Below are 18,880 nucleotides of genomic sequence, written 5' to 3' on the forward strand. Positions count from 1 at the left end.
TCGTCCCGACACGTATTAGATTCGATCGATGCCGGATCAATTCGACCGGCGACAGACCAGAACCAGCCGACTGGAACCAATCCCATGCTCGCCAGACCCGACGCCTACCGTTGTATCGAATGCGGCCTGCCCTACCGGGCGGCGGGGTTCTCTTACTATCATGGCGACTTGGAAAACGGCGCCGCCTATTGGTCGGATCGCGGCATTTTGTGCTCGCCGAAATGCTCGCTCGCCCACCACCGCAAACGCGCAGCCGAAGGCACGCTGCAGCAGGCGCCGGCGCCGGATCCGTTTGAATTCCAGCCGTTTGGCCGGCGTTGAACGCAGGACCAAAGATGACCATGGCGCCAAACGAACCAACTGACATTGCCCGCGCCGAAACAGCGGAGGAGACAGCATGGCCCTCTTTTGAAGAGGGCGATGTCATCCGCCTTTCTATCGAAGATCAAATAGCGTTGGCGGAAGCGATCCTAAACCCTTCGGAGCCGAATGAGGCGCTACGCAAAGCCGCCCAGGCCTATAAACGGCTTGTCGTTGTATCACGCTAGATCTCGCGCTGACGTTGATCCTCTGAACGCCGGCTTCCCGGTAGAAGCACTTCCTTAACCATGGCGGTTCAGCATCTGCCTTTGATCAACGGGGATTCCCTGTTTTGAAAAGGACGATGCGCCTCCTTCGCCGTACAGCGCTTCTCGCTCTTGCGGCGACGATGACGCTGTCGGCGGCGGCAAGGGCCTCGGATTTTTCCGAGCCGTGGAAGAATGCCGACCGCGCTTTGGTGGTCGATGCCTATGAATACAATTCCATCGACTGGGCGCAGCTTGCCACCGACAAACGCGTCGTCGCCTTCATCAACAAGGCGTCGGACGGCATGCCGCCGCCCTATTTCTGCTTTGGCAGCGACACCGAGGTGAAGCTCTGCAAGGCGTTGTGGAAGCGCCATGCGGTGACACGCGAGCTGTTCCAGACGCGCAGGATCGTGGCCAAGGCGCTCGGCATGAAATGGGGCGCCTATCATCTCGCCCGCCCCGGCAATCCGGTCGAGCAGGCCAACAATTTCCTCGACTTCGCCGAACCGGCACCCGACGATCTCATGGCTCTCGACATCGAGGGCAACGATCCCTCGCAATGGATGTCGCTCGACGATGCCGAGGAGTTCGTGCGCCAGGTGCACAGGCGCGTCGGCCGTTTCCCGGTGCTCTACACCAATGGCAAGACCGCACAGTTCATCGCCGACAACCGCTACAAATACCGGCTCTTGTCGCGGCTGCCGCTCTGGTACGCGCGCTACAAGCCTGACATCGACGTGCATTTTCCAATGGGCAACTGGCAGGGCTATGCACTCTGGCAATTCTCGGCGCAGGCCAATTGCGGCCATTTCCGTTGCCCCTACAGGGTCGCCGGCACGCCTGACGATATCGATGTCAACGTCGCGCCAACAGACGCCGCCACGCTGCACCAGCAATGGCCTTTTGGCGGGCTGATCGACGTGCCGTCAGACTATCTCGCCAGCGTACCGGTACCGCTGTCGCGCGAAGCAGCGTTGGCCGGCAAGACCACCCTCATCTATGCCGATGTCGCGACGCCGCCGACGTTCGAGGAACTGGTCGCGGTGCTCGGTACGCGCTGGTCAAGATTCCGCAGTGGTTTTCGCATGCCTGTCGTGAAGACCGTGCCGCGACGGCCGAGCTTCGGCATCGTCGAATATGTTGCCTGGAAGCAGACCGAGCAGCGTTCACCCGCGCAACTCGATGCCGCCTTCGCCGCGGCCGACCCGGTCAGCACCGCTTCGACCAAAAGCGATCGCGGCCAGCGGTAGCTGCCGTCACAATCGAGCTTCAGTGCGCCTGCTCGCGCGCCACGGCCTGCCAACCGATGTCGCGGCGGCAGAATCCGTCGGGCCAGTCGATGCGGTCGAGCGCGGCATAGGCCCGCGCCTGCGCCTCGCCGACGGTCGCGCCCGTCGCCGTGACATTGAGCACGCGGCCGCCATTGGCGACCAGTGCGCCGCCGTTGATGGCGGTGCCGGCATGAAATATCTGGACGCCGTCAGCCGCCGCGTCTTCGACGCCGCGGATGACCGAACCTTTTTCCGGCGTGCCGGGATAGCCCCGTGCCGCCATCACCACGGTGAGCGCCGCCTCGTCGCGCCAGCGCACGGAGGTGTGTGCGAGCTGGCCGTCGGTTGCGGCGTTGAGCAGCACCAGGAGATCGTCCTTCAGCCGCATCATCAGCACCTGGCATTCCGGGTCGCCGAAGCGGGTGTTGTATTCGATCAGCTTCGGCCCCTTGTCCGTGATCATCAGCCCGGCGAAGAGGATGCCGGCGAAGGGCGCGCCGAGATCGGCCATGCCGCGCATGGTCGGCTGGATGATCTCGCGCATGGTGCGCTCGACCATTTCCGGCGTCATCACCGGGGCCGGCGAATAGGCCCCCATGCCGCCCGTATTTGGGCCGACGTCGCCGTCACCGACGCGCTTGTGGTCCTGCGCGGTGCCGAAGGGCAGTGCCGTGGTGCCATCGCAGAGGCAGAAGAAGCTCGCCTCCTCGCCGGTCATGAATTCCTCGATCACCACTTCCGCGCCGGCGGCGCCGAAAGAACCGTCGAAGCAGGAATCGAGTGCCGCCCGTGCCTCGTCCAGCGTCATCGCAACGGTGACGCCCTTGCCGGCGGCAAGCCCATCGGCCTTGATGACAATCGGCGCGCCCGTTTTCTCGACATAGGCTTTCGCGGAGGCCAGATCGCCGAAGCGGCCGTAGGCTGCGGTTGGGATGTTGTACCTGGCGCAGAGATCCTTGGTGAAACCCTTGGAGCCTTCCAGCCGCGCGGCAGCCTTGGAAGGCCCGAAGACGCGGATGCTTTCGGCGCGCAGATCGTCCGCGATGCCGGCGACGAGCGGTCCTTCCGGGCCAACCACGACGAGGTCGATTTTTTTCTCCCGACAGAAGACGGCGATGGCGGCATGATCGGTGATATCGAGCTTCACCAACTCGGCCTCGCTGCCGATGCCCGGATTGCCGGGAGCCGCGTAGAGCTTGGTCAGTAGCGGCGAAGCGGCAATCTTCCAGGCAAGCGCATGTTCGCGGCCGCCGGAGCCCAGAAGAAGAACGTTCATGGCCACCTCTTGATGCCGAAATTCTGCTCTGGCGGCCATCTGGAGGCGTTTTCTGCGCTTCCGTTGCTCACGGACCAAATGTCCGCTCCGCTACGGTTCTCGAAACCACCACCATATATGACTCGCCAGAGCGAATTTCGAAATAGTCTCTTGGAGCACCCGCTATTGCTCTCTGGGCGACGGGTCAAGGCATCAAGATGTTTTGACCGGAATTGCGCACGGGAACGTTATCCCCTGCCGAAAATCGGTGGCGGGTGTCGCCGCCGATTTTCTGGCACCCGCTCAGCCCGGGAAAACGACCGGAAACCAGTCTTCGCGCAATTTCTGGCCTGGCTGCATGCCATGGCCGTGATAGGGCGGCGAGGTGCGGCCCGGCCGCTCGACATAATGGGCATCGTCACCGACCCAGCGCAGGGAGAGCGCCCGGCGCCGTGCCGCGGTCAGGTTGCCGCGCGCGCCATGCGCGGTCCGGAAGTCGAACAGGATGGCATCGCCCGGCTCCATCTCCCATTCGAGCACCTTCATCGACGGATCCTTGTCGGGATCGGGCACCGGCAGGTAGTCGCCCTCGCCGGCGTAGAAATTGCTGTCGTCGAGCCAGCGCACCGGCAGGATCATCTTGTCCCATTTGTGCGAGCCGGCGATCAGGCGCAGCGTCGCCTCCTTCACCGGGTCGATGGGGATCCAGAAGCTGACCGTCTGCTGGCCATCGACGAAGTAGTAGGGGATGTCCTGATGCCAGGGCGTCGGCTTCTGCGTGCCGGGTTCCTTGACCAGAACATGGTCATGGAAGAATTGCGCGGTGCGCGATTGCATGACCGCCGCCGCCAGTTGGGCGGCCGGCGATTCCCGCACCACCTCGACGAATTCGGGGATGCGTTCCCAGTTGCAATAATCGTCGAAGAAACTGCCGCGACCATTGGCGATATCAGACGCGGTGGCGCTGCGGTTCCGCATGTTGCGCTCGATGCCGGCGGCGATCGTATCGACCCAGCCCTTGAAGGCGCCGCGGATGCAAACCGCGCCATCGCGCTGATAATCGGCAATCGTCTCCGCATCGATCAGATCGGTGTCGATTGGGCGGGCGGCAGTCTGGGAAGCCATGGGTCCTCCTTTCAGGATCGAGACGACTATCGCAGCCCTCCTTCATTCAGTAAAATAATAACTTCTCATTTGACACATAGGCCTGAACTATGAGCCTTACCCTGACGCAATTGCGCTATCTGGTCGCCGTCGCCCGCCACGGCAGTGTCACCGCCGCAGCCAAAGCGCTGAACATTTCGCAGCCGTCGATTTCGGTGGCGATCGACGCCGTCGAAAAGGATTTCGGGCAGAAACTGTTCGTGCGCCAGCGCGGAAGCGGCGTTTCGCTGACTTCCTTCGGCCGCACCGTGGCGGTGAAGGCAAAACAGGTCCTTGCCGAGACGGACGAACTTATGAGCCTGGGTGCCGACAACTCGGCCGTCGGCGGAGAGTTGGTGCTTGGATGTTTCGAGGATCTGGCGCCGTTCTTCGCACCTGCGCTGATCCGTGCTTTTTCCGAACGCCATCCGGCGGTGAAAATCGTCGTTCGCGACGAGACCTTCGAGACGCTGGGGCGGCGGCTCGGCGACGCTGCCATCGATCTCGGTCTCACCTATGATCTGAGCCTGCCGACCCATTTCGCCCGCATCCTGCTGCACGAACTTCGCCCGCACGCGCTGTTGCCGTCGGGCCATGCCCTGGCGGACCAACCATCGGTCAGCCTGGCGGACCTCGCCGCCTACCCGCTGATCACGACGGATCAGCCGCACAGCTGGCAGCACATGCTCGATCTGTTCCGCGGCCGGAGTCTCTCGCCGGTGGCCGACAGGGCGACAAGTTCGTTCGAACTCCAGCGCAGCATGGTGGCGAACGGCTTCGGGGTCGCGGTCAGCTACACCCGCCCGCATGGCGACCGCAGCTATGACGGGCTGCCTCTCGTCTGCAGGCCATTGTCGGATCCGCTGCCCATGCAGCGCATCATTCTCACCTATGACACGCAGCAGCGGGTATCGAACGCAGCGCTGGCATTCGTCGATGTGGCGAAGGCATGGTTCTCCACGCGCGACATCTTCGCCGCCTGACGGATTGGCGGTCGCCGACCGACTGCTTGCCGCTTGACGGTTTCCGCGGCTGCTGCCACTCCATGCGCATGGAACCTATCCAGTCGAAAGTGGCCCAGGGCCGTGTCGCGGATGCGCCGAACGGCCATTGGGTCTACCGCGTGCTGCCGCGCTCGATTTGGCCCTATGCGCAGCTTGCGAGATGGGACAGGCCGATCGGCTGGCAATTGCTTTTATGGCCATGCTGGTGGTCGGCGGCGCTTGCGGCGAGCGCCTATCCGCGCCCCGGCGACCCGCTGCTCTCGCTGCTGCCGGCACCCTTGTATCTCATGTTGTTCCTCATCGGCGCCGTCGCCATGCGCGGCGCGGGCTGCACCTACAACGACCTTGTCGACGAGGGCATCGACAACCAGGTCGAACGCACGCGCTCGCGTCCGCTGCCCTCGGGCCAGACGACGCGTCGGCGCGCCTGGCTGTTTCTCGTCCTGCAAGCCCTGGCCGGCCTCGCGGTGCTCGTACAGTTCAACAGCTTCGCCATTCTGCTCGGCGTCTGTTCGCTGGCGATCGTTGCCGTCTATCCATTCATGAAGCGGATAACCAATTGGCCGCAACTGTTTCTCGGCCTTGCCTTTTCCTGGGGCGCGCTGATGGGATGGGCGGTCGAGTTCGGCGATCTCGATGGCCCCGCCATCATGCTTTATATCGGCTCGATCCTGTGGGTGATCGGCTACGACACGATCTATGCGCATCAGGACAAGGAAGACGACGCCATTGTCGGCGTGCGCTCGACGGCACGGCTGTTCGGCGACAACACCAAGGCGTGGTTGGCAGGACTTTATGGCGGCACGCTGATCTGCTTCGCCATCGCCTTCGCGTCGGCGCAGGCTCCGGTGGTGGCGTTGGCCGGATTGATCGCCGCCGGCGCGCACATGGCCCGGCAGATCACGGTTCTGGACATCGACAATCCCGACCAATGCCTGCGGCTGTTCCGCTCGAACAACCAGGTCGGCTGGCTGATCTTCCTCGGCTTGATCGGCGGCGCGCTATGGGTGGCGCTGAAGCCGCTGGTGTAGTCTTCCTTCTCCCCGTCACTATACGGGGAGAAGGTGGCGGCAGCCGGATGAGGGGCAGCGCCAACCTTGAAGGCGAGGCGAGAGGTTCAGCGCGACACAACGCACACTCAACCAAGTCTTGAGGTGGTAGCCAAACACTTTGGTCAGCGCTGCCCCTCATCGCCCTGCCGGGCACTTCTCCCCGTATAGTGACGGGGAGAAGAAGCTAATCCCTTGAAATGATCTCCTGGCCGTCGATGACCAGCCTGAGACCGAGGTCGCCGGCCCGGCGGCGGGCGAGGAAGCGCGGACGGCGCATGGTCGAAACGCGGCCCTTGCGGCGATCCTGCGGCGGCAGCGTCTTGATGGCGGCGCCGAGCGATTCTTCCAAGGTGCGGGCGATGCCGTCCGATTCGATCAACAGCATCGGCAGGCGGTAGGCGTCGGCCCAGGCGCGCCAGTCGGCGGCGACATCTTCAAGATCGTCGGCCACCAGCAGCGGCACCGAGAGCATCGGATCGTTGTGCAGGAGTTCCAGGGTCACCGTGACATTGCCGTCCGGATCCTCCATTGCGCGGGCGGCAACGCCGCGGAACGCATTGGCGGGGAGAGCGATGATCGCCGGCACGCCGCTCATCTCGAGCAGGCGGCGGATCACGGCGCCGCGATGGTCGATGGTGAACGTCACGTCGCCATAATCGTCGCGCGTGGCGTAGCTAACCATCTGGGGCAGTCGGAATGGGTCGAGGCGCATGTTGCGTCCCGCCCAGACTGGCTTAAGTCCGGTGTTCATAGAGTGCCTTCCTGTCTGTCTCCTGAGAGCCGGTGTCCGGTTCTCTCCGGGCCAGTTTTCCCGGCCTCGTTATGGGGAAACATTAGCGCTGGCTCCTTACCGCCGCGCTTAAGAAAGTCGGTTAAATTTTGCTGATCTCAGGGATGGTTATCGGAATGCCACCAGCCGGAAGATGTAGAAAGGATCAGATAACCTTACCCGGATTCATGATGCCGGCCGGATCGAAGGCAGCCTTCACCCGGCGCATCAGATCGATCGCCATCGGCGGCGCGGTGGCGATCAGTTCGTCGCGCTTCAACTGGCCGATGCCGTGCTCGGCCGAGATCGAGCCATGGAAGGAGCGGACGACATCGTGCACGGCCTTGTTCATGGCGTGGTAGAGGCCGAGGAAGGCCTCGTCGTCGGCGCTCTCCGGCCGCGAGATGTTGTAGTGCAAATTGCCGTCGCCCATGTGGCCGAAACAGACCACCCGCGCGGCGGGGCTGACTGAAGCGACAGCACCGGCGGCTTTGCCGATGAATTCGGGGATCGAAGATATCGGCACGGAAATGTCGTGCTTGATCGAGGCTCCTTCGGGCTTCTGGCTCTCGGGCAGTACCTCGCGGAAATTCCAGAAGGCATCGGCCTGGGCGAGGCTTGCCGCGATCACCGCGTCGCCGACGATGCCCTGTTCCAGAGCGGCCGACAGCACCTCCTCGACAAGCTCCTTGCCGTCCTCTTCCGAACGGCCCGAGGACACCTGCATCAGCACATACCAGGGCCAGTCCTCGGCCAGCGGCCGGGTCACGCCTTGTGCATGCTTCAAAGTGAAGTCGTACGGCCGTTTGCCGATCAGTTCGAAGGCGGTGAGCGAAGCGCCGGCGCGGTCCATGGCCAAGCCGAACAGGGAGAGCGCGGCCTCTGGCGACGACAGGCCGGCAAAGGCCACTTCGCGCCCCTTCGGCTTCGGGAACAGCTTGAGCACGGCGGCGGTAATGACACCGAGCGTGCCTTCGGCGCCGACGAACAGGTCCTTCAAATCGTAGCCGGTGTTGTCCTTCTTCAGCTTGCGCAGATCGTCGAACACCTCGCCGGTCGGCAGCACCACTTCGACGCCGAGACAGAGTTCGCGCGCATTGCCGTAGGCAAGCACCCCGGTGCCGCCGGCATTGGACGAGAGATTGCCGCCGAGCTGGCAGGAGCCTTGCGCGGCCAGCGACAGCGGAAACAGCCGGCCGGCGGCATCGGCCGCTTCCTGCAGCGTCTGAAGGATGACGCCGGCCTCGACCGTCACCGTATTGGACAGGAGGTCGATCTCGCGAATGCGGTTCAGCCGCGACAGCGACAGGATGATCTCGCGGCCGGACCTGTCCGGGACCTGGGCGCCGACAAGCCCGGTGTTGCCGCTCTGCGGCACGACCGGCGTTCCCGTCTCTGTCGCCAGCCGCATGATCCGGCAGACTTCGTCGACGCTGCCCGGCCGCAGCACCAGTGACGTCGCGCCATGCCAGAGCCCGCGCCGTTCGACGAGGAAAGGCGCGATGTCCTGCGGGTCGCGCAGCGCATATTTATCGCCGACGATCGCCACGAAGCGATCGATGAGAGCGGGATCGAGTGTCTGTGAAATTTCGGTCATGTGGGAAAACTATGTCGTGGGCTGAGTGTTGTCACGAGGGGCGGCGGCGCGTGAAAGCCGATCGTTGATGGCTTCGCCCAGCCCATCGAAGGGTATCGGCTCGACGGCGATGGTCCGCGCGCCGCTGCGGTCGAGATCCTGCATGTAGGCGAAGAGATTGCTCGCCGCTTCGCGCAGGTCGCCCGTTTCGGACAAATTGAGGAAGGCGGTGGCGCGTTGCCAGCCTTGGGCCCGCCGGTTGGCGAAGGCGAGCAGGGCTTCGCCCTCGGCGACGGTGCCGGCATTGAGCCGCACCGCGGCCCCTGGCGCATAGTGCGAGGCTAGCATGCCGGGCGCTTCGACGCCGGCGCCGCCACCGCGCAACAGTTCCATGCCGACGGCCGCCTCGATGTCCTCGGCGGCAATGCCGCCGGGCCGGAGCAGCCGCAATCGTCCCGCCTCGGCCTTGACGATGGTCGATTCCAGCCCGACCGGCGTCGCGCCGCCGTCGACCACCAGCCTGATGCGTGCGCCGAGATCGGCCGCCACCGCTTGCGCCGTCGTCGCGCTGATCTTGCCGGACGAGTTGGCGCTGGGTGCGGCAAGCGGCCGGCCGAGACGGGCGATGAGATCTCCGCCAAAGCCCCTAGGCATGCGCAGGGCGATCGTATCGAGCCCGGCCGTCACCAGCGGATGAATGCCGTTGCCGGGCCGCTGCGGCAACACCAGGGTCAGCGGGCCCGGCCAGAACGCAATCGCCAGTTTCTTCGACAGCGGATCGAACAGGGCGGTGCGTTCGGCCATCGCCATGTCGGCGACATGGGCGATCAGCGGATTGAAACGCGGCCGCCCCTTGGCCTCGAAGATGCGCGCCACGCCGATGCCGTTGGTGGCATCGCCGGCAAGCCCGTAGACCGTTTCCGTGGGGATGGCGACGACATCGCCGCCCTGGAGCAGTGCCAGCGCCCGCTCCAACGCCTCGCCGGCGCCAATTATCTCAGCCACTCTCGTCACCTCGCAGATGCCGGCTGCGTAGTACGATGGCGGCTGTTGAGCAAGCCGGGCCGAGAACGGCCTTGGCAATTTATCAATCCCTAAAATGCTATGTTTCCGCGAAAGCCGGTATCAATTCCGGTCCGCTATCATCGCGGCGAGGGCAAAAGGGGAGCGATATCAGTGTCTGTGCGTATCGTACTGGGGATCACCCTGGCGGCTTTGACATGCGGGGCTCAGGCCTCTTCGCTGGTTTTTCCCGGCGCGCCGGCCTCGACGCCCTCCGTCATCATGATGGCAGCCGATGCCAAGGCGAGCGACATGGTGTCCGTGGTTGCGCTCGGCGAGCCAGACGTCACCTATGAAAAGGTGGCCGCGATCCCGAACGCGCCTGAAGCCCGGCATGGTTTCATGCGGAACCCGATGATCATTCGTGGCGGCGTCGTCGGCGACGCCTTCTCGGCACCGGTGCAAGCAACGACGCCGGCCGCGGCCACCGCACCTGCTGCTGCGCCTGCAAGCGCGACCGCCTCTGCCGCGCCCGCGCCGGACACGCAAAAGAAACCCGCCGCGCCTGCAGCCGCATCGATGCCCGCCCCCGGGGTAGGCAAGGTCAAGTAGCGGCCGCCCGCCAGTCAACCGGCAGCTTGACGGCGCGCCGGCGCCCTGCGCACCATCGCCGCGCGAATTCGTCCTGGCATATTTCGCCGGTCGACGCTGCCGCATGAATTTAGTCAAGCGGCGCGGGATTCATTCAAAGGGGGTTGATCATGAGAAAATCCAAAACCGTCACCATGGCCGGGCTTCTGCTGGCGTCGCTGCTCGGCGCCAATGCAGCGCAAGCCGATGACATGCTGGGGTCCTATGTCGCGCGTATCTCCGACCGCGACCACCAGGCGAGCGATGGCTATGCGCTGGACGGCGCGGCACAGATGGTGCGGCAGGATCGCGCCAACTGGCACAAGTTCCATCGCCGCGACCGCGACGACGAGGCTGATGGCTGGTTCAGGACCAACGACCAGCGCGCCGATCTGCAGCGCATGCTGGAGCGCCCCGGCGCAATGAGTTCCTCGACCAGGCGGGCCATCGTCAATGGCGAGCCGCTGATCCAGGTCGACGTCTACGAAAACAGCGTACGCGTCAGCATCCTGGAAGACTGACTGCATCAGCATCCCGGAAAAAGAAAGGGCGACGCTAATGCGCCGCCCTTTCTTCTCGATAGGACCGGATTGAAATCTCAGGCCGCTTCTTCCTTGCCGTCGTCTTCTTCGGACTCGCCGTCTTCGGATTCTGATTCGTCCTCGGCGTCGTCGCCTTTGGCCTTCACGCTGTCATCGGCGTCGTCTTCGTCCTCATCTTCCTCTTCGTCTTCATCGTCGCCCGAGAGCTTGGCGGCTTCAGCGTCATCAGCCGCTTCGCCTTCGTCGTCGCCGTCCTCATCGTCAGAGTGATCGGCGGCTTCGACCGTGGCGGCGGCGGCATGGTCGAGGGCGGTTTCGAAAGCGGAATCAATCGCCTCGGCGGCGGCCGGGGTTTCTTCTGCCACTTCGATTTCGTGATCGGAATTCATGGAAGCCTCCGTGGGGTTGGGGAACACGTCCCGTTTGCCACGGAGAGATCATCGCCATATGACTATAAGCCGGCTCGAACGGCGGGTTGGAAGATATTTTTCGGAGCCGATCAACCAGCGATTTTCGCGAAATCCGCGACCTGACCGGTGGCCGCACGGATGCGAGCCAGCAGCGCCAGGCGATTGGCGCGCACGGCCAGATCCTCATCATTCACGAGAACATGCTCGAAGAATGAATCAACCGGTTCACGCAACGCGCTAAGCGCCAGCATGGCGGCGGAAAAGTCTTCGTTTTGAATCGCTTCGCCGGCTTGCTTCTCGGCCTGATTCACCGCCGCAAACAGCGATTTCTCGGCATCCTGCCGGAACAAGGCCGGCTCAACGGTTTGCGCGATCGCGGTTTTCTTCTTCTCCTCGGCAGCCAGGATGTTGGCCGCACGCTTGGTGCCGGCGAGCAGATTTCTGCCGTCCTCGGTATCGAGGAAGGAGCCCAGCGCCTCGACCCTGCGTACGATCTGCAGGAGGTCGTCGGACCGCCGCGTGATGACGGCGTCGATCAGATCGTGGCGTGCACCCTGGTCGCGGAGGTAGACCTTGAGGCGGTCGTGGAAGAAGGACAAAAGATCGGCGATCAATGGCGACAGCGAGGCTTCAAGCTCCATCAGACGCTGGCCGTCAAAGAACTCCCGCTCCTGATCGGCGGAGCCAAAAGTTTCCGAACTTGCCTTGGCCAGTCCACCTTTCAACAGGTTGGAAATCAAGCCTGCTTCCGACAACAGCTGGCTTGCGCCCTTGTAGTCGCGAATGCTGGAATCGAGCATCGCGACGACGCCACGGCTCTCCGTTCCCTCGCCTTTTTGTTCATATACGGCGAGGGCCGAAGAGACTGCGGCCGCGATGGCGATGCCCAGCGAAAGCTTGAGCTTGTTTTCCAGTATGACCCTCACCATGCCCAGCGCCGCTCGACGCAGCGCATACGGATCCTTCGATCCTGTCGGCTTTTCGTCGATGGCCCAGAAGCCGACGAGCGTATCCAGCTTGTCGGCAAGTGCCACAGCGACCGACACCGGATCGCTCGGCACATAATCGGACGGGCCCTGCGGCTTGTAATGTTCCTCGATGGCCGCTGCCACGGACGGATGTTCGCCCTGGAGCAGCGCATATTTGCGGCCCATGGCGCCCTGGAGTTCGGGGAACTCGCCGACGACTTCGGTGGTCAGATCTGCCTTTGCGAGAATGGCGGCGCGGCTCGCCAGCGCGGGGTCAGCGCCGACGATCGGCGCCAATTCCCTGGCCAATCCCTTGATCCGCTCCACGCGCTCGCCCTGCGTGCCGAGCTTGGCGTGGAACGTCACATCGAGATGGTCGAGGCGGGCCATGCGCTGGTCAAGCGGCTTTTTCAGATCGAGCCCGAATTTTTCCGCCGATGTCTCGAGCTGGCCAAGATCAGGCAGATCGCCCTGGTCGGTCGTCCAGAAATAGAGGGCGTCGGAGAGGCGCGCGCGCACCACCTTGCCGTTGCCGTGGGCGATCTCCTTGCCGCCGTCCGTGGCCTCGATGTTGGAGGTGAGGATGAAGCGGTTGGAAAGTGTTTCGCCCTCGCCTTGCGGGCGCGTGACGAAGCACTTCTGGTTGGCGCGGATGGTCAGCCGGATGACTTCGGCCGGGATGGCGAGGAACGCCTCTTCGAACTCGCCCATCAGCACGACCGGCCATTCGACCAGCCCCGACACCTCCTCCAGCAAGCCCTCGTCTTCGACCAGGTCGAGCCCGTTGGCGAAAGCGAGGTTGCGGGCATCGGCGAGAATGATCTCCTTGCGGCGATCGGCGTCGAGCACGACCTTCGCCGCCTCCAGCTTGCTCACATAGTCGTCGAAGCGACGCACGGTGATTTCGCCGGGTGCGAGAAAACGGTGACCGTAGGTGCCGTTGCCGGAGCGGATGCCGTCGATCTCGAAATCGACCACCACCGGCTCCTCGGTTTCCGGTCCGAAGGTGCACAGGATCGATTGCAGCGGCCGCACCCAACGCAATGAGCCCGGTTTCGCGGAGGCCGGCCCCCAGCGCATCGATTTCGGCCAGGGAAAATTGCGGATGATACCGGGCACCAGGTCGGCGATGATCTGTTCGGCCGCCCTGCCTGGCTTTGAGATATGGGCGACATAGAAGTCGCCCTTCTTCGGGTCGGAATGGACATGCGCCTCGGCGATCGAAGACAGCCCGGCCTTGCGCAGGAAACCCTGGACCGCCTGCTCCGGCGCCGTCGTGGACGGACCCTTGATCTCTTCGCTTATATCCTTCGAACGCGCCGTCAGCCCTCTGATATCGAGCGTCAGCCGCCGCGGCGTCCAGTACTCGCGCGCCGCCTCGTAGGTCAGACCCGCTTCGACCAGACCGTCGGTCAGCATTTTCCTCAGATCACCCGCCGCCTTGCGCTGCATGCGCGCGGGGATTTCCTCGGAGCGAAGTTCGAGCAAAAGATCCGGCATCAGAGTTTCTCCGCCCGCATGCCATTTTCCTGTTTGCGCGTCCTCGCGCCTCCGGCGCTGCGGGCGCGCGGCTGGGCGGGGATTTCCTCGGAACGAAGTTCGAGCAAAAGATCCGGCATCAGAGTTTCTCCGCCCGCATGCCATTTTCTTCTTTGCGCGTCCTCGCGCCTCCGGCGCTGCGGGCGCACGGCTGGGCGGGGATTTCCTCGGAGCGAAGTTCTAGAAGCGGGTCGGGCATTGGTGGCTCCTCACCCTCCCCTCGATGGGGAGGGTCGGCGCGTCAGCGCCGGGGTGGGGTGGCGGCATCTCAGGATCGAGCGCCTTCGGCGTCTCGCGGGCCAAGGTGATTTTCGTTCTTCCACCGCCGCATAGATCGTATCGAGCACGGAATCCAGTTCGTTTTTGATTTCATGGTTCCAGAAGCGGACGACGCGATAACCCTGGCTCTCGAACCATTTTGTTCGACGTTCGTCGTGGCGCTGTTGGCCGTCGAAACTGTGGTGAGCACCATCCACCTCGATGATCAGTTTCAGCCGGTGTGAGATGAAGTCGGGGAAGTAAATCCCGACCGACGCCTGCCTGCGGAAATGAGTGCCTTCAACTGGAATGCGCCAGAGATGCCGCCACAAGATGCGCTCCTCGTCGGTCATTGCCGCGCGAAGCCGTTGAGCGGACTGCAGCTTGAACCGATCGAGCTTCGGCATGAGAAATCGCGCTATCNCCCGCCGCTTCGCGGCGACCTCCCCCATCAAGGGGAGGTGGAAGGGCATAGCAACTCGGCTGCCTGCTGTCACCCTTTCAACACGGCTATCGCTGACTTCGGCTGATTTCCGGAAATTTTAGCAGTCCTGTCGGGACGAGGCGGCCCCACTCGTCCTTGGGTCAAAGATTTCCATGAACCGAACGCAGCGCTGAAGCGACCTACGCTCAGGCAGGAAACTATTGGCTGAACGACCATGAAAACGGCATCCAGACTTCTGCAGATCCTCGCGCTCAGCGCCTGCTTCACCGCGCAGGCCCACGGCGCCTTCTCGATGCCAGGTGTGCGGCAGGCGCTGCGGACTATGGCTGGCGCCAGCAGCCAGATCCTGTCGCCGATCGAAATGATGACAGGCGTCTGAAACCAGAGCGGTTCCCGGAATTTTCTTTAAGCCGCCAATCCACCCGCCTGCGTCTTCAAAAACGCCTCGCCGCAGGCCTTGGCCAGATTGCGCACGCGCAGGATATAGCTCTGCCGCTCGGTGACGGAGATTACGCCGCGCGCGTCGAGCAGGTTGAAGACATGGCTGGCCTTGATGCACTGGTCGTAGGCGGGGAAGACCATCCTGTGCATCGGCAAATTGTCGTTCGATGCCGGCGCACCGGCGTCGAGCAGGGCCTTGCACTCGGCCTCGGCGTCCTCGAAATGCCTGAGCAGCATCGCCGTGTTGGCGTATTCGAAATTGTAACGCGAATATTCCTGCTCGGCCTGCAGGAAGACGTCGCCATAGGTTACCTTTTCGGCGCCTTCACGGCCGTTGAAATTGAGGTCATAGATGTTGTCGACGCCCTGCACATACATGGCCAGCCGTTCCAGCCCGTAGGTCAGTTCGCCCGCCACCGGCGCGCATTCGATGCCGCAGACCTGCTGGAAATAGGTGAACTGCGAGACCTCCATGCCATCGCACCAGCATTCCCAGCCAAGCCCCCAGGCACCCAGCGTCGGGCTTTCCCAGTCGTCCTCGACGAAGCGGATGTCATGCAGCAACGGGTCGACGCCGATCGCGGCGAGCGAGCCGAGGTAGAGTTCCTGCAGGTTCGGCGGGTTCGGCTTCAGGATCACCTGGTACTGGTAATAATGCTGCAGCCGGTTCGGGTTCTCGCCGTAGCGGCCATCCTTGGGGCGGCGCGAGGGCTGGACATAGGCGGCATTCCAGCCCCGGGGGCCGAGCGCGCGCAGCGTCGTTGCCGGGTGAAACGTACCGGCGCCAACCTCCATGTCGTATGGCTGGAGGATGACGCAGCCATAGGCCGCCCAGTAATTGTGCAAGGTCAGGATCAGCCCCTGGAAAGAGCGGCTGGGATGCATATGGGCAGGCATTTCAATCGTCACGGGTGGCCTCGACAGCAAAGGCTAGCTTAGCGCCACGTCCTAGAGACACGGCGGCGAAGCGTCAAGCAAGGCGCATCGAGGCTGGGCAGCCTTGGACGTACCGCGCGATGTTGAAAGCTTTGCCGGGTGCTGGCCCATTGTCGGCCTCAAGAACCTGCGATCTGTTCGCCCCCTTACATGAACGACAGGTGCCAGCCATGCCCAGTTCCATCATAGTCCGCCCGATCACGCGACAGGACTACGAACAATGGCTGCCGCTTTGGGACGGCTACAACGCATTCTATGGCCGCGCGGGTGAGACAGCGCTGTCAGGCGAAATCACAGCTATGACGTGGTCGCGCTTCTTCGATGCCTATGAGCCCGTCCATGCGCTGGTTGCCGAAAGTGACGGGCAGCTTCTCGGCCTCGTGCATTATCTGTTCCACCGCAGCACCACCGCGATCGCACCGAACTGCTATCTGCAGGATCTTTTCACCACGGAGGCCTCGCGGGGAAAAGGCATCGGCCGGGCCCTGATCGAAGGCGTTTATGAGCGCGCCCAGGCCGCCGGCTCGGGTCGGGTATACTGGCTGACGCATGAGACCAACCACACGGCGATGAAGCTCTACGACAAGGTTGGCGAGCGCTCCGGCTTCGTCGTCTACCGGAAGCTGTTCTAAAACGCGTCGCTGCAAACGAAAAAGGGCTCCAAATCGGAGCCCTCTCGCAATCAAGATGGTCGACGTCACCCTTTCGGGGCGGGAACCGGCTCTGGCTTCACCTTCGGGGTTTCCTGCGCCGTGTTGGATTCGATCGGCGGCAGGCCCTTCATCAGCTTCTGCTGCAAGGTGGCCAGCACATCCGGGTCCGGCTTCAGGTCGCGGGCCTGGTTCCACTGGAAGGTGGCTTCCAGCTTGCGGCCGACGCGCCAGTAGGCGTCGCCCAAATGGTCGTTGAGAACTGGATCTTCCGGCTTCAGCGACACGGCGCGTTCCATTTCGCGCACCGCGTCATCGAACCTGCCGAGGCGGAAATAGGCCCAGCCCAGCGAATCGACGATGTAACCGTCACTCGGCCTCAGATCGACGGCCTTCTGGATCATCGCCAGGCCTTCCTTGAGGTTGGTGTTCATGTCGACCCAGGAATAGCCGAGATAGTTCAGAACCTGCGGCTGGTCCGGCTGCAACTCCAGCGCCTTGCGGAAGTTAGGCTCGGCTTTCGGCCATTCCTTCAGGCGCTCATAGGCAATGCCGCGCTGGTAGAAGATGTTCCAGTTGGCCGCGGTCGGCGTCTTCAGCGCGTCGACGGCCTTGTCGTAGATGTTGGCGGCCGAGCGGAAATCCTCCTTCGAGGAATAGACCCCGCCGAGTGCCAGATAGGCGCGCATGTCGTTTGGATGGGCATCGACGAAGGCCTTGAGATGCGTGATCGCCTCGTCATGACGGTCGAGATCGGCAAGGTTGAGGCCAAGCTGCAGGTCCGAAAGCTGCTTCAGCGGCGAAGAGTCGGGGATGCGCCGATAGAGCGCGATGGCGCCCTCGCCGTCCTTCAACTGCTCGGCGACGGCGGCGAGCTGCACCAGAGCCGCGTCGCTGTCAGGTCTCAAGGCCAGGGCATATTGCAAATAGAGGCGCACGAACGGCTCGCCGCCGCCACGGTTGAGTGCGGTGGCGAGATCGAGCAGAATTTCGGAAGCACCGTCGGCCGGGCCGGAAACGAAGGGCGCAATCTTGTCACCCTTGGCGATCCTTTCGCGCAGGGTGACGATTTCCAGCTTGCCGGGCGAGAACGCCTCGGCCTGATCGAGTACCGATATCGCCTTGTCCTTGTCGCCCTTGCGGGCCAGGAATGAGGCATAGGCCTGTGCGTTGCGCATCCAGGTTTCGGGAGCCGCGCCGCCGGCTGCCGTATCCTGCATCGTCGCGGCGTAGATCGCCTCGGCCTTCTCGGGCATGTTGGAGGCATCGGCGATCAGCGCGCGGTGGAAGGACTTGAACAGGCCGAACCAGTCCGGCCCCTGCAATTTGTCGATCGCGGCCATTGCGTCGGCGGGCTGGCCGGCACCTTGTTCGGCCCAGCCGGACATGACGCCCGAGATCAGCCGATCAAGATCGGATTCCAGCGACAGCTTGAGCCAGTACTGCGCCTTGGTGAAATCCTTCTTGTGGAAGGAATCGACCGCCAGCGCCAGGCGCGAGAAACGCTCGACGTCGGGCACTTCCTTGAGCTTGTCGGCATAGACCAGCGATTCATCGAAGCGCCCTTGCGCGATCAGCGACAGCATCAGGCTCTGCTGCAGCGCCGTGTCGCTTGGATTGAAGGCCAGGGCCTGCTTGTAGTAGGCGATGGCGCTGTCGAGGTCGTTGTCGCCTTCGGCGATCCGGGCCGCCAGATAGGCGCCAGAGAATGACGAGATCTTGACCGGCTCGGTGGATTGCTTGGCATAGGCCGGCAAAGCCGAGAGCGCCATGCCCGTCACAATTGCCAGCCTTGTCAGCCAGCGCGCACGTCCTTGCTGCATCGTATCCCTTTCAGCCACGCGCCGTCACCGCGTCAGCGGAATCGGCGTAGACTCGATCTTTCCAGGCAAAGCATGTCCTTTTTGGGGTCGCGCTTCAATCCGCCTGAAATTCACAATCGGGTCACCCGATTAACAAACCATGGCTAGAAAGGACAGTTTTCCGTCTCGGCAGACCGCTGCAGCCGCGTATCGCGATAATTGCCGGCCGCAACGGTGCTGCACAGCGCGCTCCATTCGCAGCCTTCGCACGCCTTGCGCACGAGGCCGGTCGAAAATGCCTGCCGCATCCGTACCAGCGTGGCAGCGTCGAGATCGAGACGGGCGCCGGCGTGGATCGGCCGGGCCAGCAGATCCTCAAGGTCCCGCGCGGCCAGTTGGTCGCGTGCGGACGCGCTGTCGCGCAGGCAGTGCGGCTCGGGTTCGTCGAGCAACGGGGCGCAGATGTCGTCCGGCCCGGACTCGAGGAGGATGTCCTCGCCCCGGCTCAGGCGCTCCGCGATCCCGTCATAGTTGGCGGTGAAGGCAGAGCTGTATCCTTTGCCCACATAGGTGAGCAGGCAAAGGAGATGGTGGGCGCGCAGTCTGATCGTCACGGAT

Annotated in this window: 20 protein-coding genes; 9 read left to right on the forward strand and 11 right to left on the reverse strand. The window is 63.4% G+C overall.

The window, feature by feature from the left end; genetic code table 11:
• Positions 1 to 84 precede the first annotated feature (84 nt).
• The 3 genes from X743_RS161910 to X743_RS161905 all read left to right on the forward strand — a co-directional run bounded on the left by X743_RS161910 (position 85) and on the right by X743_RS161905 (position 1,819).
• Positions 85 to 321: a hypothetical protein gene (locus X743_RS161910; protein WP_023764518.1), complete on the forward strand. Its 237-nt coding sequence runs from the start codon at positions 85 to 87 to the stop codon at positions 319 to 321.
• A gap of 14 nt (positions 322 to 335) precedes the next feature.
• A complete protein-coding gene (locus tag X743_RS1000000170410) occupies positions 336 to 548 on the forward strand; it encodes a DUF1778 domain-containing protein (protein ID WP_084555455.1) in 213 nt (70 codons plus the stop codon).
• Between the two features lie 116 nt (positions 549 to 664).
• Entirely contained in the window at positions 665 to 1,819 is a 1,155-nt protein-coding gene (locus tag X743_RS161905) for a glycoside hydrolase family 25 protein (protein WP_245264170.1), read from the forward strand.
• 19 nt (positions 1,820 to 1,838) lie between these two features.
• Here the strand turns inward: X743_RS161905 and purD are convergent, their stop codons facing one another.
• A complete protein-coding gene (gene purD / locus X743_RS161900; RefSeq protein ID WP_023764520.1) occupies positions 1,839 to 3,116 on the reverse strand; it encodes a phosphoribosylamine--glycine ligase in 1,278 nt (425 codons plus the stop codon).
• Positions 3,117 to 3,398: 282 nt separating this feature from the next.
• Complete coding sequence (locus tag X743_RS161895; RefSeq protein WP_023764521.1) at positions 3,399 to 4,220, reverse strand: phytanoyl-CoA dioxygenase family protein; 822 nt, start codon at positions 4,218 to 4,220, stop codon at positions 3,399 to 3,401.
• A gap of 89 nt (positions 4,221 to 4,309) precedes the next feature.
• Between X743_RS161895 and X743_RS161890 the strand changes: the two genes are divergently transcribed.
• Together X743_RS161890 and ubiA are read left to right on the forward strand one after the other, a co-directional pair.
• Complete coding sequence (locus X743_RS161890) at positions 4,310 to 5,221, forward strand: LysR family transcriptional regulator (RefSeq protein ID WP_023764522.1); 912 nt, start codon at positions 4,310 to 4,312, stop codon at positions 5,219 to 5,221.
• 68 nt (positions 5,222 to 5,289) lie between these two features.
• Positions 5,290 to 6,273, forward strand: a complete 984-nt coding sequence (gene ubiA / locus X743_RS161885; RefSeq protein ID WP_023764523.1) for a 4-hydroxybenzoate octaprenyltransferase — start codon at positions 5,290 to 5,292, stop codon at positions 6,271 to 6,273.
• Between the two features lie 205 nt (positions 6,274 to 6,478).
• Here the strand turns inward: ubiA and X743_RS161880 are convergent, their stop codons facing one another.
• From X743_RS161880 to X743_RS161870, 3 genes are all read right to left on the reverse strand, one after another.
• On the reverse strand, positions 6,479 to 7,045 hold the full coding sequence (locus tag X743_RS161880; protein ID WP_013896695.1) for a DUF6101 family protein: 567 nt from the start codon (positions 7,043 to 7,045) through the stop codon (positions 6,479 to 6,481).
• 184 nt (positions 7,046 to 7,229) lie between these two features.
• A complete protein-coding gene (locus tag X743_RS161875) occupies positions 7,230 to 8,660 on the reverse strand; it encodes an FAD-binding oxidoreductase (protein ID WP_023764524.1) in 1,431 nt (476 codons plus the stop codon).
• 9 nt (positions 8,661 to 8,669) lie between these two features.
• Entirely contained in the window at positions 8,670 to 9,644 is a 975-nt protein-coding gene (locus X743_RS161870; protein WP_023764525.1) for an L-threonylcarbamoyladenylate synthase, read from the reverse strand.
• 171 nt (positions 9,645 to 9,815) lie between these two features.
• Between X743_RS161870 and X743_RS161865 the strand changes: the two genes are divergently transcribed.
• Both X743_RS161865 and X743_RS161860 read left to right on the forward strand, forming a co-directional pair.
• Complete coding sequence (locus X743_RS161865) at positions 9,816 to 10,253, forward strand: hypothetical protein (RefSeq protein WP_023764526.1); 438 nt, start codon at positions 9,816 to 9,818, stop codon at positions 10,251 to 10,253.
• 149 nt (positions 10,254 to 10,402) lie between these two features.
• Positions 10,403 to 10,792 (forward strand): hypothetical protein, encoded by a 390-nt coding sequence (locus X743_RS161860; RefSeq protein ID WP_013896699.1) that lies wholly within the window; start codon positions 10,403 to 10,405, stop codon positions 10,790 to 10,792.
• Positions 10,793 to 10,869: 77 nt separating this feature from the next.
• Here X743_RS161860 and X743_RS161855 read toward each other — a convergent pair whose 3' ends face one another.
• The 3 genes from X743_RS161855 to X743_RS0135585 form a co-directional block, all read right to left on the reverse strand.
• Positions 10,870 to 11,202, reverse strand: coding sequence for a hypothetical protein (locus X743_RS161855; RefSeq protein WP_023764527.1), 333 nt, complete (start codon positions 11,200 to 11,202; stop codon positions 10,870 to 10,872).
• Between the two features lie 110 nt (positions 11,203 to 11,312).
• A complete protein-coding gene (gene glyS, locus X743_RS161850) occupies positions 11,313 to 13,691 on the reverse strand; it encodes a glycine--tRNA ligase subunit beta (protein ID WP_023764528.1) in 2,379 nt (792 codons plus the stop codon).
• A gap of 248 nt (positions 13,692 to 13,939) precedes the next feature.
• Positions 13,940 to 14,395: a DUF559 domain-containing protein gene (locus X743_RS0135585; RefSeq protein WP_023764530.1), complete on the reverse strand. Its 456-nt coding sequence runs from the start codon at positions 14,393 to 14,395 to the stop codon at positions 13,940 to 13,942.
• A 252-nt stretch (positions 14,396 to 14,647) separates the two neighbouring features.
• Here X743_RS0135585 and X743_RS1000000172730 point away from each other — a divergent pair, with 252 nt between their 5' ends.
• Complete coding sequence (locus X743_RS1000000172730) at positions 14,648 to 14,812, forward strand: hypothetical protein (RefSeq protein ID WP_023764531.1); 165 nt, start codon at positions 14,648 to 14,650, stop codon at positions 14,810 to 14,812.
• Positions 14,813 to 14,838: 26 nt separating this feature from the next.
• On the opposite strand, the gene X743_RS161845 is transcribed toward X743_RS1000000172730, so the two are convergent.
• Positions 14,839 to 15,771 carry a glycine--tRNA ligase subunit alpha gene (locus tag X743_RS161845; protein ID WP_031250199.1) on the reverse strand — a complete coding sequence of 311 codons (933 nt, stop codon included), beginning with the start codon at positions 15,769 to 15,771 and terminating at the stop codon, positions 14,839 to 14,841.
• A gap of 209 nt (positions 15,772 to 15,980) precedes the next feature.
• Between X743_RS161845 and X743_RS161840 the strand changes: the two genes are divergently transcribed.
• A complete protein-coding gene (locus X743_RS161840; RefSeq protein WP_023764533.1) occupies positions 15,981 to 16,442 on the forward strand; it encodes a GNAT family N-acetyltransferase in 462 nt (153 codons plus the stop codon).
• Between the two features lie 65 nt (positions 16,443 to 16,507).
• On the opposite strand, the gene X743_RS161835 is transcribed toward X743_RS161840, so the two are convergent.
• Together X743_RS161835 and X743_RS161830 are read right to left on the reverse strand one after the other, a co-directional pair.
• Positions 16,508 to 18,283 (reverse strand): tetratricopeptide repeat protein, encoded by a 1,776-nt coding sequence (locus X743_RS161835; RefSeq protein WP_023764534.1) that lies wholly within the window; start codon positions 18,281 to 18,283, stop codon positions 16,508 to 16,510.
• Positions 18,284 to 18,426: 143 nt separating this feature from the next.
• Complete coding sequence (locus X743_RS161830; RefSeq protein ID WP_023764535.1) at positions 18,427 to 18,876, reverse strand: DUF1284 domain-containing protein; 450 nt, start codon at positions 18,874 to 18,876, stop codon at positions 18,427 to 18,429.
• Between the last annotated feature and the right edge of the window lie 4 nt (positions 18,877 to 18,880).

The organism is Mesorhizobium sp. LNHC232B00, from assembly GCF_000502435.1.
GTDB classification, from domain to species: Bacteria; Pseudomonadota; Alphaproteobacteria; order Rhizobiales; family Rhizobiaceae; genus Mesorhizobium; species Mesorhizobium opportunistum.

Excerpts from the sequence above, each read along its gene's own strand:
- X743_RS161910 (WP_023764518.1), top strand. The coding sequence starts at position 85 with ATGCTCGCCAGACCCGACGCCTACCGTTGTATCGAATGCGGCCTGCCC.
- X743_RS1000000170410 (WP_084555455.1), top strand. The coding sequence starts at position 336 with ATGACCATGGCGCCAAACGAACCAACTGACATTGCCCGCGCCGAAACA.
- X743_RS161905 (WP_245264170.1), top strand. The coding sequence starts at position 665 with ATGCGCCTCCTTCGCCGTACAGCGCTTCTCGCTCTTGCGGCGACGATG.
- purD (WP_023764520.1), bottom strand. The coding sequence starts at position 3,116 with ATGAACGTTCTTCTTCTGGGCTCCGGCGGCCGCGAACATGCGCTTGCC.
- X743_RS161895 (WP_023764521.1), bottom strand. The coding sequence starts at position 4,220 with ATGGCTTCCCAGACTGCCGCCCGCCCAATCGACACCGATCTGATCGAT.
- X743_RS161890 (WP_023764522.1), top strand. The coding sequence starts at position 4,310 with ATGAGCCTTACCCTGACGCAATTGCGCTATCTGGTCGCCGTCGCCCGC.
- ubiA (WP_023764523.1), top strand. The coding sequence starts at position 5,290 with ATGGAACCTATCCAGTCGAAAGTGGCCCAGGGCCGTGTCGCGGATGCG.
- X743_RS161880 (WP_013896695.1), bottom strand. The coding sequence starts at position 7,045 with ATGAACACCGGACTTAAGCCAGTCTGGGCGGGACGCAACATGCGCCTC.
- X743_RS161875 (WP_023764524.1), bottom strand. The coding sequence starts at position 8,660 with ATGACCGAAATTTCACAGACACTCGATCCCGCTCTCATCGATCGCTTC.
- X743_RS161860 (WP_013896699.1), top strand. The coding sequence starts at position 10,403 with ATGAGAAAATCCAAAACCGTCACCATGGCCGGGCTTCTGCTGGCGTCG.
- X743_RS161855 (WP_023764527.1), bottom strand. The coding sequence starts at position 11,202 with ATGAATTCCGATCACGAAATCGAAGTGGCAGAAGAAACCCCGGCCGCC.
- glyS (WP_023764528.1), bottom strand. The coding sequence starts at position 13,691 with ATGCCGGATCTTTTGCTCGAACTTCGCTCCGAGGAAATCCCCGCGCGC.
- X743_RS0135585 (WP_023764530.1), bottom strand. The coding sequence starts at position 14,395 with ATGCCGAAGCTCGATCGGTTCAAGCTGCAGTCCGCTCAACGGCTTCGC.
- X743_RS1000000172730 (WP_023764531.1), top strand. The coding sequence starts at position 14,648 with ATGAAAACGGCATCCAGACTTCTGCAGATCCTCGCGCTCAGCGCCTGC.
- X743_RS161845 (WP_031250199.1), bottom strand. The coding sequence starts at position 15,771 with ATGCCTGCCCATATGCATCCCAGCCGCTCTTTCCAGGGGCTGATCCTG.
- X743_RS161840 (WP_023764533.1), top strand. The coding sequence starts at position 15,981 with ATGCCCAGTTCCATCATAGTCCGCCCGATCACGCGACAGGACTACGAA.
- X743_RS161835 (WP_023764534.1), bottom strand. The coding sequence starts at position 18,283 with ATGCAGCAAGGACGTGCGCGCTGGCTGACAAGGCTGGCAATTGTGACG.